We start from the raw sequence: 16399 nt of genomic DNA, 5'->3' as shown, positions 1-16399 counted from the left end.
TAAGCCAATCCAGCGCGTTCGCGCTCGCGCAGGAGAAATTCAACATCGGACGTCTGTGCGGGGAGCATGCGTCGATTTGAGACGTCGGGCGGTGGATCCGGAGCTGCTGCTGAAGCTGGCAGCAACGGGGCAAACCATCGCGCGATGGGCGCGCCTTTCGCCTACCTCTGCGAGCGCAGTTGACGGATGGTCGACGACAAAGGCTGCGCAAAACTCACGCCGTACTCGGAGCCTGCCGTGATCACCTCAACTCTCAAGCCGAATTTCATGCAGCTCTATCGCCTGTGCAGGGACGCTGTCACGGCATGGATCGACGATTTCGCGCCGAGCATGGGTGCAGCAATTTCCTACTACACCATGTTCTCGCTGGCGCCGTTGCTGGTAATCGTCATCGCGGTGGCGGGAGCCTTGTTCAGCGCGGAGGCGGTGCAGGGGCAAATCGCGGCTCAGCTCTCCGGGCTGATTGGCGAGGAGGGCGCGCTCGCTGTCCAAGGGCTTGTCAAAAGCGCGAGCGAACCTTCTAGAGGGCTCATCGCCGGCGGAATCAGCATTTTCGTTCTCGTCCTGGGCGCCACCACGGTCTTTGCCGAACTCCAGAGTGCGCTCGACCGCATCTGGCATGTGCCGGAGCGGGTCAAGCCCAAGGGGGTATGGGGCGTCTTGCGCGCGCGCGTGCTGTCGTTCGGCTTGATCCTCGGGCTTGCGTTCCTGCTGATGGTCTCGCTCATCGTCAGCGCCGGCCTGGCGGCAATGGGCAGCTGGAGCATGGGCTTGTTTCCGGGTTGGGAAACCCTGCTCCAGGGACTCAATGTCTTGGTTTCGTTGGGCATCCTGACCCTGCTGTTCGCGATGATCTTCAAGTTCATGCCGAGCGCGCCCATCCGCTGGCATGACGTCTGGATCGGCGCCATCGTGACCGCCGTGCTTTTTGAGGTCGGAAAGGTTCTGATCGGGCTCTATCTTGGGAAGAGTGGCGTCAACGAATCGTTTGCCGCGGCCGGCTCCCTGGTGGTGTTGCTGGCATGGGTGTACTACGCCGCACAGATTTTCTTGCTGGGTGCCGAGTTCACCAAGGTCTATGCCACTGCCCATGGTTCGGTTGCCGCTGCCAAGGCGCAGGCCGCAACCGATTCGGCTGCTTTGCAAGCCGAAAAAGGGACCGACGCCAGCGTCCATGCGACGTCGGAGATCGGGAAACAACAGCGGAGGGTTGAGGCCCAAACGCGCAAGGCCAAAAACGTGGTGATGCAGCAAATCATCGAGCTCGCACTCGTCAGCCTTGTAAGCGCATTGTTGTCGCAGATCAGGCGCAATCGCGAGAAGCATGCAAAGCTGCGAGCGCGTAGCCCGCTACGAACGTCCGTGGAACGTGGACGGGCGAAAAGAGAGTGAGAAACGAAATCCGCGCGACTCGCATCGCGGACGGGAAAAAAAGTAAGCCTCTCGAGCCACCCTCGTTGTAGGAGCGCAAGCCCTCGGTGTGCGCGCCCGGGCCATAGGCCTACCTTTAACCGCGACCCCGGCGGATGACTGCTACGAAGGCATGCGACACAGTTGCTGCAGGTTCCACACGCCAACAACCTGAAGACGGAGCACGTCATGTCCCAACGGCCAGATCCCGCACCAAGCAACGAGACACGAAGCGCCAAGAAGAGTTGGTTCACCAAGCTGGGCCCCGGCCTCATCACCGGTGCGGCCGATGACGACCCGAGCGGCATCGCAACCTACTCGCAAGCGGGCGCCCAGTTCGGCTACGGCGTCGGGTGGACGCTGCTGCTGACTTACCCGTTGATGGTCGGCATTCAACTCGCCAGTGCGCGCATCGGCCGGGTCAGCGGACGCGGCCTCACGGAGGCGTTCTCGCGACTGTGGCCGGCGCCAGTCGTGTGGCTGTTGATCGCTTCACTCGTGATTGCGAACGTCATCAACTTGGGCGCCGACCTGAATGCGATGGGCGATGTGGCGGCGCTGGTGATCGGAGGTCCGAAAGCCGCCTATGCCGTCTTCTTCGGGCTTCTGTCGCTCGGGCTGCAGATTTGGCTGCCCTATGAGCGCTATGTGCGCGTGCTCAAGTGGCTCACCCTGTCCCTCTTGGCATACGTGGCCGTCGCGTTCGCGGCGCACGTCGACTGGATTGAAGCGCTCAAGGGCGCCTTGTGGCCGCGCCTTCAGTGGAGCAAGGAATTCGTGACCACCGTGGTCGCGATCCTGGGAACCACGATCAGCCCTTACCTGTTCTTCTGGCAGGCCTCCCAAGAAGTCGAGGAGATACGCCGCGTTCCGGAGGACCAAGCGCTCAAACGCGCGCCCCAGCAAGCGCCCGCGCAACTGGGGCGGTTGAAGACCGACACCTGGATCGGCATGGGATTCTCGAACGCCGTCGCGTTCTTCGTGATCCTCGCCACGGCGGCTACGCTGCATGCCCATGGACAGACCCAGATCGAGACGACCTCGCAGGCGGCCGAGGCGCTTAAGCCTATTGCCGGAAATGCCGCCTTTGTACTGTTCGGCCTGGGCATTGTGGGCACGGGAATGCTCGCGCTGCCCGTGCTGGCCGGCTCGGCGGCTTACGCGCTCGCCAGCATGTTCGGCGTGCGCAAGGGGCTGGACCGGCCGGCTGCCAGCGCGCCGGCCTTCTACGGAATTCTCGCGGCGGCCATGCTTCTGGGGCTGGCGATCGGCGTGTCTGGCGTCAACCCGATGAAGGCACTGGTCTATGCTGCAGTGATCAACGCTGTGAGCTCGGTGCCGATCATGGCCGGTGTGATGCTTGCGGGGTCAAGCTCCAACGTCATGGGCGATCTGGGAATCCCCTTCAAGTGGAAGATCGTCGGCTGGTCTGCCACGGGCGTGATGGGCGCGGCAGCATTGGCAATGCTCGGCACGAACTGGATGTGAGGCTGGGCTCGCAGCATTCATCGAAAGAAGAGGCGCTTGCCTAACCGGCCGCTCGCTAGAGGCCATTGTTGTGCTTCGGTCCACAGTCGAGAAGCACACAACGAAACACGCCATGTTCAAGGACCTCTCCGTGCGCTTCGAACCCAACAGCCGCGAAGGGGGCCTGGTGCGCAAGCTCGGCTCCGGCGGTCGCATCGAGGCGTTGAAGCTGTCCTGCTCCTGACCCTTGGCGCGACGCGCCGGCGTGGCATGGCAAGGCGCGCGGCGCACCGGGATCCCGATGCGCCGTGGCCCGCTGTGCCTGGACTCAGAAGTCCATGCCGCCGCCTGCCGGAACCGCAGGAGCCTTCTGCGGCTTCGGCAGTTCCGCGACCGTCGCGTCCGTCGTGAGGATCAGCCCCGCGATCGACGCGGCGTTCTGCAGCGCGGTGCGCGTGACCTTGGTCGGATCGACCACGCCGAGCTCGACCAGGTCGCCGTACTCGCCGGTGGCTGCGTCGTACCCGTGGTTGCCCTTGCCTTCGAGCACCTTGGCCACCACCACCGAAGGCTCCACGCCCGCGTTCGCGACGATGGCGCGCAGCGGCGCTTCGAGCGCACGCAGCGCGATGCGGATGCCGGCCTCCTGGTCGGTGTTGGCGCCCTTGAGTCCGGAGATCGCGGCACGCGCGCGCAGCAGCGCCACGCCGCCGCCGGGCACGATGCCCTCGGCCACCGCTGCACGCGTGGCGTGCAGCGCATCGTCGACGCGGTCTTTTTTCTCCTTCATCTCGACCTCGGTGGCCGCGCCCACGCGGATCACCGCCACGCCGCCCGCGAGCTTGGCCACGCGCTCCTGCAGCTTCTCGCGGTCGTAGTCGCTGGTGGCCTGCTCGATCTGCGCCTGGATCGACTTGACTCGCGCATCGATGCGCTTCTGGTCGCCGCCGCCATCGATGATGATGGTGTTCTCCTTCTGCACCTCGATGCGCTTGGCGCTGCCAAGGTCATCGAGCGTGGCCTTGTCCAGCTGCTTGCCCGTTTCCTCGGAGATCACCGTGGCGCCGGTGAGCACCGCGATGTCCTCGAGCATCGCCTTGCGGCGGTCGCCGAAGCCCGGCGCCTTCACGGCCGCCACCTTGAGCACGCCGCGCATCGAGTTGACCACCAGCGTCGCGAGCGCCTCGCCCTCGACCTCCTCGGCCACGATCAAGAGCGGCTTGCCGGCCTTGGCGGCAGCCTCGAGCACCGGCAGCAGCTCGCGGATGTTGGAGATCTTCTTGTCGTGCAGCAGCACGAGCGGATCTTCCAGGTGCGCCACCTGCTTCTCGGGGTCGTTGATGAAGTACGGGCTCAGGTAGCCGCGGTCGAACTGCATGCCCTCGACCACGTCGAGTTCGTTGTCGAGCGACTTGCCGTCCTCCACGGTGATCACGCCTTCCTTGCCGACCTTCTCCATCGCGTCGGCAATGATCTTGCCGATGGCGTCGTCCGAATTGGCCGACAGCGCGGCCACCTGCGCGATTTCCTTGCCGGTGGAGATGGGCTTGGAGAGCTTGTGCAGCTCGTCCAGCACGGCGGCCGTGGCCTTGTCGATGCCGCGCTTGAGGTCCATCGGGTTCATGCCCGAGGCCACGTGCTTCATGCCCTCCTGGACGATCGCCTGTGCGAGCACCGTGGCGGTGGTGGTGCCGTCGCCCGCGACGTCGGCCGTCTTGGAGGCGACCTGCTTGACGATCTGCGCACCCATGTTCTCGAACTTGTCGGCGAGCTCGATTTCCTTGGCGACCGACACGCCGTCTTTCGTGATGACCGGCGCGCCGTAGCTGCGCTCGAGCAGCACGTTGCGGCCCTTCGGACCCAGGGTCACTTTCACCGCATCGGCAAGGATGTTCACGCCCGCGACGATGCGCTGGCGGGCGTTGTCATGAAACTGGACGTCTTTGGCAGTCATTTCGAGATTGCTCCTTCTTCACTCATCGGTTGGTCTGTCTCTAGAGAACGATGCGCGGCCGTGTCAGGCAACGCGCTTGAGGTTGCCGCGCTCGCCGCTGTCGATCACGGCAAGGACGTCGTCCTCGCGCAGCACCAGCAGCTCCTCGTCGTCCACCTTGACCGTCTGGCCCGCGTACTTGCTGAAGAGCACCTGGTCGCCCGCCTTCAGATGCAGGGGGCGCAGCGTGCCGTCCGCGAGCAGCTTGCCTTGGCCGGTGGAGACCACCTCGCCCTGCTCGGGCTTCTCGGCGGCCGAATCCGGAATCACGATGCCGGACGCCGTCTTGCGCTGCTGTTCGATTCGCTTGACGATCACCCGGTCGTAGAGAGGATGAAGTTTCATGTTCGATCTCCTGTGCGATAAGGTCATCAAAAAGAGAACCCGCGCCACCCGCCGGCGGCGCGATCGGTTCGTTTCCTTTTGCCGGCTTGCAAGCGCCAGCGGGCGAGAGCTATGGGCTTCGGCGCGCGCCTTCAAGAGGCTGCGAACACGATTTTTTTGTGACTGTTTTTTTCAGCTGCGACGAAGCTGCAATCCGCTTGCGCGGCCGAGCCGGTAGACGGTACGCTGGGGCTCGGTTTCGCGCGGCGGCCCGGCAACCACAGGGCAGGGCAACGTCCGGCCGCCCGTGCTGTCGAGGGTTTCGTCGGAGCCGTCATGCACTGCAGACCAGATGCCGCACTTGCGCGGCCTGAAGAGCCAGCGCACATAGCCGCGCCGGCCGGCCTCGCGCAGCATCTCCTCACGGTCGGGCGCCTCCGCCATCGTGTGGTCGCCTTGCGCCGGCTCGTCGCCGTCCAAGTCGCCATTGACGTAGCCGAAGGCCCGCAGCGCCTCGCTCACCTCGGTCGCCGGCACGCCCAGCCGCCACCACGCGGGGCGCACCACGCGCTCCAGGTCCCACGCGCCGAGCTGCCATGCCGCTTCGAGCAGCGCGTTCTCCAGCCCATCGAGCCGCTCGCCCGACATGTCCAGGCGCGCCATCGACTGGGCCACAGGCCGCGGCGGCAGGTCCACGCCGGGAATCTTCAACGGCGTGCGCCGCAGGAAGCCATGCCAATGAAGGGACAGGAGCGCCGCATCGTCGCGCCTCGCCACGCGGGTCACCGTGACCGCATAGAGCGGCAGGCGCATCGCGGCCGCATGGCCTGCAATGGTTTCGAAAAGGTTCATTCACACCTCCACAAATGAAAGGAGAACAACGTCAGCCAAAAAGGATTTGAGCGTTCGGCAGCGCCGCGGTTTCCACGGCGGGCCCTGTTGAAAAATTCGCGCCCGCCGCTACATTCCGGCCGGAAGCCCTGTCTTCCATCTTCGCCCTCATCCTTGTTTATTCATTCCCTTTCGAGGAGATTGTCTTGACGATGAAGATCGCGCAGATCGCGCCTCTCTACGAAGCCGTGCCTCCGCGGCTCTACGGCGGCACCGAGCGTGTCGTCGCACACCTTGCCAACGCTCTGGTGGATCTCGGCCACGAGGTCACCCTCTTCGCTTCCGCCGACACCCGCACCCGCGCCGAGCTCGCGCCGATGCGCGCGCAGGCGCTGCGCCTGGACCCGGCACCGCTGAAGTCGGACCTCGCCAGCCACCTGCACATGCTGGGCGAACTGAAGCGCCGCGCACACGAGTTCGACGTGCTGCACTTTCATGTCGACCTGCTGCACTTTCCCTTCTTCGAGGACATGGCGCACCGCACGCTCACCACGCTGCACGGCCGCCTGGACATCGCGGACCTGCCGGCGGTCTACCGGCGGTGGAACCGCTATCCGCTGGTTTCGATTTCGCGCCACCAGCGCAAGCCCATTCCATTCGCCAGCTGGCTCGCGACCGTGCCTCACGGCCTGGACGAATCGGCCTACCGCTTCGAGCCGCGCAGCGGCGGCTATCTCGCGTTCCTCGGACGCATCTCGCCAGAGAAGCGGCCCGACCGCGCCATCGAGATCGCCCGCAGGGCGGGGATGCCGCTGAAGATCGCGGCCAAGGTGGATGCGGCGGACGCCAACTACTTCGAGCAGGTGATCCGGCCGCTGCTGCAGGGCGACCCGTCCATCGAGTTCGTGGGCGAGATCGGCGACGCCGAGAAGTCGGCGTTTCTCGGCGGCGCCCGCGCGCTGCTGTTTCCCATCGACTGGCCGGAGCCCTTCGGGCTGGTGATGATCGAGGCCATGGCCTGCGGCACACCGGTGATCGGCTGGCGCTGCGGCTCGGTGCCCGAGGTCATCGACGACGGCACGAGCGGCCTCATCGTGGACGACATGTCGCAGGCCGTTGACGCGGTGCATGCCATCGACCGGCTCGACCGGCGCCGCGTGCGGGACGCCTTCGAGCGCCGCTTCTCGGCACGCGCGATGGCCAGCGCCTACGTGGCGCAGTACCGCCGGCTCCTCGGCCAGGACGACGGCAGCGCCGCCGTGTCGGCGGAAGCGCTCTGCAGCGAGCTCGCATCAGCATGAGCAGCGAGACACCCGCAACCGACCAGGCCGAAGCGGCGCCGGAACGCGCGGTCCAGCATGCCTTCGTGCTGAAGGAGGCCGACACCTACATCGTGATGGACGGTCACGGCGACGTCGGCGGCGGCGTCGATGGCCTGTTCCATCACGACACCCGCATGCTCTCGGCCTTCGTGCTGCGGCTGAGCGGAACCCGGCCCTCGCTGCTGTCCAGCGGCGTGAGCCGCGACAACGTCTACTTCACCGCCAACCTCACCAACCGGCCGCTGCCGGTGCTCGGCTCGACGTCGACCCCGCAGGGCGTGATCCACCTGGAGCGCAAGCGTTTCCTGTGGGGCGCGCGGATGTTCGAGCGGCTGCGGCTCGTCAACTACAGCGACCAGCCCGCGCGCGCACCGCTGAGCCTGCGCTTCGCCGCGGACTTCCGCGACATGTTCGAGGTGCGCGGCCAGGTGCGCCCGCAGCGCGGCGAATTCGGCACGCCCGAGCTCGGCGCGCGGGGCATCGTGCTGCGCTATCGCGGCCTGGACGCCGTGCTGCGCAGCGCATGCATCGATTTCTCCGAACCGCCGCAGCGCCTGGATGCGGACGGCGCGGCGTTCGAGGTCACGCTTGCCGCACGCGGCGCATGGACGCTCTACATCGAGGTGGGCACCGAACCCGCGGCGGCCGGGGCCGAGCGCTTTCGCGAGGCGGGCGTGCTGGCGCGCTGGCGCATGCGCGCGCGCCAGCGCCGCGGCTCGCGCCTGCTGGCATCGGGGCGCTTGTTCCAGAGCTGGCTCGATCGCTCTCGCGCCGACCTGGCGCTGCTCACCACCGACATGGCCACGGGGCCGTACCCCTACGCGGGCATCCCATGGTTCTCGACGCCGTTCGGACGGGACGCCATCGTCACGGCTTTCCAGACGCTCTGGATCGATCCGATCCTGGCGCTCGGCGTGCTCAAGTTCCTTGCCGCGCGGCAGGCGCACCAGACCTCGAGCTTTCGCGACGCCGAGCCCGGAAAAATCATGCACGAGACGCGCAAGGGCGAAATGGCGGCGGTCGACGAACTGCCCTTCGGCCAGTACTACGGCGGCGTCGACACCACGCCTCTCTTCGTGGCGCTGGCCGGCGCCTACATGCAGCGCACCGGCGACGGCGCGGCCATCGAGGGCATCTGGCCCGCGCTCGTCGCGGCCTGCGAATGGATGGAGCGCAACATGGCGCGGCATCCCGGCGGGCTGCTGGCCTACCAGCGCGGCGAGCGCAGCGGCCTGGCCAACCAGGGCTGGAAGGACAGCCACGATTCCATCTTCCACGCCGACGGCCGCTCGCCCGAAGGCCCGATCGCGCTGGTCGAGGTGCAGGGCTACGCCGCCGCGGCCTTCCTCGCGATGGCGAGCCTGGCGGAACTGCGCGGCGACGACCGCGCGGTGCACTGGCGCCAGCGGTCGGCAGAGGTGACCGAGGCGGTCGAGCGCCAGTTCTGGTTGCCGGAGCAGCAGTTCTATGCGCTCGCGGTCGATGGCGAGAACCGGCCCTGCGCGGTGCGCTCGTCGAACGCGGGGCACCTGCTGTTCGCCGGCGTGCCGGCACCAGGGCGCGCGACTGCGGTCACGCAGCAGCTGCTGTCGCCCGCCTTCGAATCGGGCTGGGGCATCCGCACGCTGCCGGTGGAGGCTGTGCGCTTCAATCCGATGTCCTATCACAACGGCTCGGTCTGGCCGCACGACGCGGCCCTGTGCGCCGCGGGCATGGCGCACTACGGCGAGCGCGACGGCGTGGTGCGCATCCTGGACAACCTGTTCGAGGCGGCGGCGCATTTCGGCATGCGGCTGCCCGAGCTCTTCTGCGGGTTCGAACGGCAGCCGGGCCAGGGCCCCGTGGCGTACCCCGTGGCCTGCCTGCCGCAGGCTTGGGCGGCGGGCTCGGTGTTCATGCTGCTGCAGGCCTGCCTCGGCCTGCGCGTGGACGGCATCCGCCGCGAGGTCGAGATCGTGCATCCCCGCCTGCCGACGGACATCGACCATTTGCGCCTGCTGGACCTGCAGGTGGGCGACGGCCGCGTGGACCTGCACTTCCAGCGCATCGAGCAAGAGCGGGTCGTCGTGGTGGCGCGCAGCCGGCCGGACGGGCCGGCGGTCAACGTGAGACTGCAGGTGTAGCGGCGATCTCCCGAGAGGCGAGTTGCCGGAGTGGACCCGAGGGTTGGCGGCGGGTCACTCGCGCATCAAGGCCGGGCAAGCCTGCGAAGAGGGATGTGCGCCAGTCGAATGGTTGAGCGGTTCTTGAGGAGACTGTTTGTGCGGGGAAGCCCCGAATACCAGCTTTGGAGAGAAGCAGAACTGCGTGCAAGGAATGCGGAAAAGGATCTGCTCGATTGCATCCGAAATGGCTCTGCAGAGAGTCAGCTCAGCTCAGCGGCGCAAGTCCGCGCTTTGCGTTCTCTCGCTAGCGAACGCCTGAAGCTCCTGCTTGCTTGCACTAAAAGAAGGCCTTGACCAGCGCGGCCGCGGCGCTCACTGCGATCGTTATAAGTGGGCCGCAGAGCGGGCGAGCTAGGGGTGGAGACAGTGCAAGATTTTGGAGGTGAATCCGCAATACACGCCGGTGTGCGATTCGGAATCGCGTTCTTGGTCTAAGTGCTTCGCCCTCACGGCCAGGTCCAAGGGTCACGCGATTGGCGAGCCAAGGAGGTGACGAGGAGGTTCAAAATACTTTCATTTGAACCCTGGAGGGGGAAGCAGTGATGCAAGAAGAATTCGAGTACCGCGGCAGGCGTATCTCAGTCGAAGTCGTCCTGGTGGACGGAAGCTACAGCTGGGTATTTCGGATTGCCGACGAGAAGCCTGTGGGACTCAAGCGGTCGCCCGCCGCGAATACTGAACAAGCCTTCGCAGAAGCAATGTTCGCTGCGCGAAGCGTGCTCGATTTACGCGAGGGGGCGGCCTGACGATGCCGAGCAAACCCGTACGCACCGCCACGCAGCTGAAGCAGATGCTGATTCAGCGCATCGAAGCCCTGCCGGGCCTTCGAGGCCAGCAGACCGACGTGCACCGGGGCGGCGTCATCGGGATGCCGTCCGAGGAAGGCGGCCCCAACTGGACGGTCCGCGTCGTGAGCGACCGCGGCACCCACCGGGCCGACATCGCGCAGATCATCCGGACACTGCAGATGCAGTTCGACCTCGAAGACTGACGCGCGATACGGGCTCCCTCCATCGAGAGGAGACCCACATGCCGCGTGAACCGAAGACGGCCGAAGCGATCCGCGACGAGATCTTGATGGCACGGAATTGATCAGCGGAGGTCTGTATCGCGTATGAGCTGCGCGTTGCTGCGGGCTCCCTGCGGTACGAGCGTGTAGATGGCCGGGAAAATTGTTGTCGGTGACCTTGGCTTCGTCCTCGAAGGTGCCTGTAGTTCGACGATGCAGACACGGCAACAGCTGGCGCCTTCGCCCTTTCCGCGGCCAGCCCTGTTTTCTTTGGCCAGGCAATGAAGTAGACGTGGTTCACCACGACTCGGCCGTCGTAGTTTGAGCGGAAGCTTGCTATGAGCTAGGGCTGTCGCCTCGCAGGGGCCGGGTGCACATCGTGCACCACCTGACCCGCGGAAAGCGTATTGATCGTCTCGCCCGGGATGTCCATGAGGATGCGGCTGCGCTCGGCCGCCAGGGACACGGTGAGGTGCTGCACCGGCTGTGCATCGAGATCGTGAAGCAGGCGAACGAACTTGAGGAGCGGCGCGCCGGTCTCCAGATTCAAGAGCCTGGCACGCGCCGGCTCGGCCACCTCGGCCGTGATCTCCTGCACCACCCGGCCGAACTTCACGCCTTGCGCGAGCAGGATCTCGTAGAGCGCCTGCTTGCGCAGCGCGGCGGCCGAGACCCGTTTGCCCAGGCGCGCGGGCACCCAGGCATCGGTCAGCATCACCGGCGTGCCGTCGATGCTGCGCAGGCGCAGCGCATGCACCGCCTTCTCGCCGGCCTCCAGGTGCAGCGCGGCAGCCACCTCGTGCGGTGGCACGGCCTGCGCCACTTCAAGCACCTCGACATCGGTTTCGAGCGCGGTCTTGCGCAGCCCGTCGACCAGCCCCAGGCTGGGCTGCGCCCGTGCCTTCGGCAGGTTGGTGCGAACGAAGGTGCCCAGGCCGTGGCGGCGCTCCACCAACCCGAGCGCAGCCAGATCGGACAGCGCGCGCCGCACCGTGATGCGCGAGACGCCGAATCGCTCGCACAGCGCCTCTTCCTTCGGCAGCGCGCCGGAGGCATAGACGCCGCGCGTGATCTCGTCGCGCAGCACCACGAACAGCTGCCGGTGCAGCGAGGTGCCGGGGACGCGGTCGAACGAAGGAGCGGGTGCGGGAGGACGTGCCATGGCGAAGGAGGTTGGGCGCCGAGCATAGCAAGGCGCCCGGATGGCGGTCGGCTCGCGGCTTGCGGTTTTTGGCAAGTTGTATTTAGAATATAAACACATAAACTCCACCGGTTCGCACGGAACAACGCCGCCATGACTTCCTCTTCCACGCTTCGCCGGCTGCTCGACGCGCCCGGCATGGTGATCGCCCCCGGCGCCTACGATGCCATCGGCGCGCGCCTGATCGAGCAGGCCGGCTTCGCCGCCGTGTACATGACGGGCGCAGGCACCTCGGCGGCGCGCGGCTTTCCCGATTTCGGCCTGCTCACGATGAGCGAGATGGTCGACAACGCCACGGTCATGGCGCGCTCGGTGGCCATTCCACTGATCGCCGACGCGGACACCGGCTACGGCAACGAACTGAACGTGACGCGCACCGTGCGCGAGTACGAGGCGCGCGGCGTCGCGGCCATCCATATCGAGGACCAGGTCTCGCCCAAGCGCTGCGGTCATCTCGACGGCAAGGAGGTGATTTCGCAGGCGGAGTTCGCCTCGAAGATCCGCGCCGCGGTGGAAGCCCGGCGCTCGAAAGATTTCGTGGTCATCGCCCGCACGGATGCGCGCGCCATGCTCGGTCTGGACGAAGCCATCGCCCGAGCGAACGCCGCGCTGGAAGCCGGTGCCGACATGGTTTTCGTCGAAGCCACGCAGACGCCAGAGGAAGTCGCGGCGGTGCCGAAGCGCGTGAAAGGCCCTTGCCTGCTCAACGTGGTGCCGGGCGGCCGAACGCCGGTGTTCGACCTGCGCGAAGCCGAAGCGATGGGCTACAAGCTCGCGATCCTTCCCGGCCTGATGCTCAAGGCCACCATCGAGGCCGGCGACGCGGCCCTCGCCGAGCTCAAGGCCACATTCCGGGCGCCGACCGTCAACGCCACGGTGGCCCAGACCTTCCGCCGCTTCGGTGCCGACGAGTGGGACTCCCTGCGCATGCGCTTCAACGCCGGCGCGACCATGGAGCAGCGCTGACATGCCCCGAACCCTGTTCGACAAGCTCTGGGACGCGCACGTCGTGCGCGAGCTGGGCGACGGCTGGGCGCTGCTGCACATCGACCGCCACCTGCTGCACGACCTCTCGGGTCCGCCCGCGATGGCCGAGGTGGCGGCGCGCGGGCTGCCGCTGCACAACCCGGAGCTTGACTTCGCCACGCCCGATCACGCCGCCTCGAGCCAGCCGGGCCGCACCCCCGGCACCTTCCCGCTCGGCGGCCGACTGCACGGCGCGCTGCGCGATCTCAGCGCGAAATCGGGTGTGCGCTTCTACGACCTGGGCCAGCCGGGCCAAGGCATCGTGCATGTGATGGGGCCCGAACTGGGCATCGTGCTGCCCGGCCTCACGGTGATCTGCGGCGACAGCCACACCTGCACCAACGGCGGCCTCGGTGCGCTGGCCTTCGGCGTCGGCTCCTCGGAAAGCACGCATGCCCTCGCCACCCAGACGCTGCGCCAGCAGAAACCCAGGCGCATGCGCATCCGCTGCGACGGTGTGCTCGGCGCGGGCGTCACTGCGAAGGATCTGGCGCTGCACATCATCGGCACGCTTGGCGCCGCGGCCGGCGTGGGCCATGCGATCGAGTTCGCGGGCGAGGCGGTGCGCGCGCTGGACGTCGAGGCGCGGCTCACGCTGTGCAACCTCACGGTGGAGTTGGGCGCGCGCTTCGGGCTGATCGCGCCCGACCAACGCACCGTCGAGTGGGTGCGCGGGCGCCTCTTCACGCCCACGGGCGCGGCCTTCGATGCGGCCGCTGCGCACTGGCTTTCGCTGACCTCCGACGAAGGTGCGCAGTTCGACCGTGAAGAGGTCATCGACGCCGCCGCGGTCGCGCCCACCGTCACCTGGGGCACCAGCCCCGAGGACGCCATCGCCATAGACGGCCACATGCCCGACCCGGCCAGCGCCCCGGACGCGGCAACGCGCCGCGCCATCGAGGCCGCGCTCGCCTACATGGGCCTCGCGCCCCGCGCGGCCATCGCGGGCACGCCGGTCGACTGGGTCTTCATCGGCTCGTGTGCCAACTCGCGCCTGCCCGACCTGCGCGCCGCGGCCGACGTGGCGCGCGGCCGGCGCGTGGCCGATGGCGTCACCGCCTGGGTCGTGCCCGGCTCCGAGAACGTCAAGCGCGCGGCCGAGGCCGAAGGGCTGCGCGAAGTGTTCGAGGCTGCCGGCTTCCAGTGGCGCGAACCCGGCTGCAGCATGTGCGTGGCCGCCAACGGCGAACAGGTGCCGCCGCAGGCGCGCTGCGTGTCCACCTCCAACCGCAACTTCGTCGGCCGGCAGGGGCCCGGTGCACGCACGCACCTCGCGAGCCCCGCGATGGCCGCCGCCGCCGCCGTCACCGGCCGCATCACCGACGTGAGGACGCTCGCATGACCATGACGCCGTTCACCGCAGTCACCGGCGCCGCAACGCCGCTGATGCGCGCCAACATCGACACCGACGTGATCGTCCGCATCGAGCGGCTCACCGCGTTCCAGCGCGACCAGCTCGGCCCCTACGCCTTCGAGGCGCTGCGCCTTCGGCCCGACGGCAGCGAAGACCCGGCCTGCGTGCTCAACCAGCCGGCCTTTCGCAATGCCCCCGTGCTGCTGGCCGGCGAGAACTTCGGTTGCGGTTCCTCGCGCGAAGGCGCCGTGTGGGCGCTGATGGGGCTGGGCATCCGCTGCGTGATCGCGCCGAGCTTCGGCGACATCTTCTTCAACAACTGCTTCCAGAACGGCGTGCTGCCGGTGCGCTGGCCGATGGCGCAGGTCGAGGCGCTGGCCGCGCAGTGCGCGGGAGGCGCGCCGGTCACGGTCGATCTGCATGCGAAAACCGTCACCGCGCCCGACGGACGAGCGTCGCCCTTCGACGTCGACCCGCTGCGTCGGGAGGCGCTGCTGCACGGGCTGGACGACATCGGCCTCACGCTGAAGGACGATGCACTCATTCGCGAATGGCAGCAGGCCGACCGGGTGCGCCGCCCCTGGGCCTGGCCCGTTGTGCAAGGAGCCACCGCTTGAACGCGGCCGCCACGCCTTCGCTGCGGCATCACCCCTGGGTGCTGCGCTGGGCCGGCCTCCTCACGCGCGGGCGGCATGCCGGCGATGCGAGCCTGGCCTCCAGCGACGATGTGCTGGCGAAGCTGCCTGTCATGCTCGCGTTGCGCAGCCCGGACTTCGCGCATGGCGCCGCGATGGCGCTGCGGCATGCGGGGGAAGGCGTCGGCGACAACCGTTCCCCCGCGCTCGCATGGAATGCCCTGCCACCGCAGGCCACGCACTGGCTGCTCCTGTGCGAAGACCCTGACGTGCCGATGGCGCGCGCCATCACGCACTTGCTCGCGTGGGGGCCGCGCTCGCTCGATGCATTGCCCGAAGGCGCGCTGAACATCGGCCACGCGCCTGCAGGTGTGGCACTGGCGCCCAACGGCCTCGGTCGCGACGGATACGACGGCCCCCGCCCGCTGCCCGGGCACGGTCCGCACCGCTATGTGTTCCAGCTCTACGCGCTCGGTACGGCCCCGCCCGCAGGCCTGTCGCGCGACATCACGCTGCTGCCCTGGCTTCGCGTGCACGCACTGGCGCGCGGCCGGGTCGATGGGGCCTACCGCCGGGACTGGCGAGGTCGTCCGATCGCACCTTCGCCCTGAACCTGCTGCACGCCCCGGTTCCATTCAGTTCAAAAAGACGGAGACAACATGATCCTCGAACGCCTCAGAAATCGAAAGCCACCACCGGTCCCCGGCATGCTTGCCGCAGCCGCCTTGCTCTCGCTCGGGCCACCTGCCCTTGCACAAACAGCCTGGCAGCCCGACCGCCCAGTGACGCTGGTTGTGCCCTACTCGGCAGGCGGCGGGACCGACGCCACGGCGCGCGCCGTCTCCAAGCAACTCGGCGTGATCTGGAAGCAGCCGGTGGTCGTCGAGAACATGCCCGGCGCCGACGGCCTCATCGGCACTCGCCGCGTCATGGAAGCCAGGCCCGACGGCTACACGCTGCTGCTCCAGGTGCCCTCCATCGTCGTCACCAAATACACGCCGGGTCTCAAGGGCATCGACCCGCTCGCGCGGCTGGAGCCGGTGACCGCCGTCTCGCAATCGCCCGCTGCTGTGGTCGTGAGCGCGAAGCTGCCGGTGAAGACCTTCGGCGAATTCGTGCAGTACTGCAAGACGGCCGCGCAGCCCTGCTCGCTCGGCACCGGCGAGTCGACGGCGCGCATCTCGGCCAAACAGCTCGCGGCCGAAGCGGGCCTGCCGAACCTGATCGTCGTCAACTACCGCGGCACAGGCGCGATCGTGACCGACATGATCGCCAACAACGTCAACATGGCGTTCACCGGCATCACCGCCGCGCTGCCGCACTACAAGGCCGGCACGCTGAAGATCCTCGCCACGCAAGGGCCCAAGCGTGCAGCCGCGCTGCCCGAGGTGCCGACCACCGCCGAGGCCGGCTATCCGCAGTTCCAGTCGGTGACCTGGTTCGGGCTGTTCGCGCCCAAAGGGACACCGGCGAGCGTGACGCAAGGCATCGTCGCCGCGCTGCGCGAGGCGGTCAAAGACACCGACGTGCAGAAGACCATCGCCGCGGCGGGCGCCGAGCCGGTGGTCAATGCGCCGGCCGCGTTCGCCGCGCAGGTGCGCCACGAGAGCGATCGCCTCGCGGCGCTCGTGAAGCTCTATCCGCTCGAATAGCCAGCCCCTC

Annotated in this window: 15 protein-coding genes; 11 read left to right on the top strand and 4 right to left on the bottom strand. The window is 67.5% G+C overall.

All coding sequences use genetic code 11. The features are described 5' to 3' along the window. Positions 1-186 precede the first annotated feature (186 nt). A complete protein-coding gene (locus QFZ83_RS25670) occupies positions 187-1392 on the top strand; it encodes a YihY/virulence factor BrkB family protein (RefSeq protein ID WP_307511105.1) in 1206 nt (401 codons plus the stop codon). A 207-nt stretch (positions 1393-1599) separates the two neighbouring features. Beyond that, positions 1600-2898 (top strand): NRAMP family divalent metal transporter, encoded by a 1299-nt coding sequence (locus tag QFZ83_RS25665; protein ID WP_307511103.1) that lies wholly within the window; start codon positions 1600-1602, stop codon positions 2896-2898. A 307-nt stretch (positions 2899-3205) separates the two neighbouring features. Here the strand turns inward: QFZ83_RS25665 and groL are convergent, their stop codons facing one another. The 3 genes from groL to QFZ83_RS25650 all read right to left on the bottom strand — a co-directional run bounded on the left by groL (position 3206) and on the right by QFZ83_RS25650 (position 6046). Then, the gene (gene groL / locus QFZ83_RS25660; protein WP_307511101.1) at positions 3206-4831 is read right to left on the bottom strand and encodes a chaperonin GroEL; all 1626 of its coding nucleotides are present in this window, start codon (positions 4829-4831) and stop codon (positions 3206-3208) included. Positions 4832-4894: 63 nt separating this feature from the next. Further along, entirely contained in the window at positions 4895-5215 is a 321-nt protein-coding gene (groES, locus tag QFZ83_RS25655; protein ID WP_307511100.1) for a co-chaperone GroES, read from the bottom strand. Between the two features lie 171 nt (positions 5216-5386). Continuing rightward, positions 5387-6046, bottom strand: coding sequence for a diguanylate cyclase (locus QFZ83_RS25650; protein WP_307511099.1), 660 nt, complete (start codon positions 6044-6046; stop codon positions 5387-5389). Positions 6047-6237: 191 nt separating this feature from the next. Between QFZ83_RS25650 and QFZ83_RS25645 the strand changes: the two genes are divergently transcribed. The 4 genes from QFZ83_RS25645 to QFZ83_RS25630 all read left to right on the top strand — a co-directional run bounded on the left by QFZ83_RS25645 (position 6238) and on the right by QFZ83_RS25630 (position 10503). Next, positions 6238-7326, top strand: a complete 1089-nt coding sequence (locus QFZ83_RS25645; RefSeq protein ID WP_307512813.1) for a glycosyltransferase family 4 protein — start codon at positions 6238-6240, stop codon at positions 7324-7326. Beyond that, a complete protein-coding gene (locus QFZ83_RS25640; protein WP_307511097.1) occupies positions 7323-9470 on the top strand; it encodes an amylo-alpha-1,6-glucosidase in 2148 nt (715 codons plus the stop codon). The genes QFZ83_RS25645 and QFZ83_RS25640 overlap by 4 nt, the downstream gene beginning before the upstream one ends. A gap of 584 nt (positions 9471-10054) precedes the next feature. Next, the gene (locus QFZ83_RS25635) at positions 10055-10258 is read left to right on the top strand and encodes a hypothetical protein (protein WP_307511096.1); all 204 of its coding nucleotides are present in this window, start codon (positions 10055-10057) and stop codon (positions 10256-10258) included. Positions 10259-10260: 2 nt separating this feature from the next. Next, positions 10261-10503 carry a hypothetical protein gene (locus QFZ83_RS25630; protein WP_307511095.1) on the top strand — a complete coding sequence of 81 codons (243 nt, stop codon included), beginning with the start codon at positions 10261-10263 and terminating at the stop codon, positions 10501-10503. A gap of 361 nt (positions 10504-10864) precedes the next feature. Here QFZ83_RS25630 and QFZ83_RS25625 read toward each other — a convergent pair whose 3' ends face one another. Then, complete coding sequence (locus tag QFZ83_RS25625; protein ID WP_307511094.1) at positions 10865-11683, bottom strand: GntR family transcriptional regulator; 819 nt, start codon at positions 11681-11683, stop codon at positions 10865-10867. 132 nt (positions 11684-11815) lie between these two features. Between QFZ83_RS25625 and QFZ83_RS25620 the strand changes: the two genes are divergently transcribed. From QFZ83_RS25620 to QFZ83_RS25600, 5 genes are read left to right on the top strand one after another with little or no spacing between them, the layout of a single operon-like run. Continuing rightward, positions 11816-12688 carry an oxaloacetate decarboxylase gene (locus tag QFZ83_RS25620; protein WP_307511093.1) on the top strand — a complete coding sequence of 291 codons (873 nt, stop codon included), beginning with the start codon at positions 11816-11818 and terminating at the stop codon, positions 12686-12688. 1 nt (position 12689) lies between these two features. Continuing rightward, on the top strand, positions 12690-14090 hold the full coding sequence (gene leuC / locus QFZ83_RS25615) for a 3-isopropylmalate dehydratase large subunit (RefSeq protein ID WP_307511092.1): 1401 nt from the start codon (positions 12690-12692) through the stop codon (positions 14088-14090). A gap of 2 nt (positions 14091-14092) precedes the next feature. Continuing rightward, complete coding sequence (gene leuD / locus QFZ83_RS25610) at positions 14093-14719, top strand: 3-isopropylmalate dehydratase small subunit (RefSeq protein WP_307512812.1); 627 nt, start codon at positions 14093-14095, stop codon at positions 14717-14719. Then, positions 14716-15348: a YbhB/YbcL family Raf kinase inhibitor-like protein gene (locus tag QFZ83_RS25605; protein WP_307511091.1), complete on the top strand. Its 633-nt coding sequence runs from the start codon at positions 14716-14718 to the stop codon at positions 15346-15348. Before leuD ends, QFZ83_RS25605 begins: the two co-directional genes overlap by 4 nt. A 48-nt stretch (positions 15349-15396) precedes the next feature. Further along, positions 15397-16389 (top strand): tripartite tricarboxylate transporter substrate binding protein, encoded by a 993-nt coding sequence (locus QFZ83_RS25600; protein WP_307511089.1) that lies wholly within the window; start codon positions 15397-15399, stop codon positions 16387-16389. Positions 16390-16399 lie beyond the last annotated feature (10 nt).

This window comes from Variovorax sp. W1I1, from assembly GCF_030815625.1.
Taxonomy (GTDB): domain Bacteria; phylum Pseudomonadota; class Gammaproteobacteria; order Burkholderiales; family Burkholderiaceae_C; genus Variovorax; species Variovorax paradoxus_C.
Note: the sequence above shows the minus strand (reverse complement) of the source record. Positions and strands in the feature narration are given on the sequence as shown.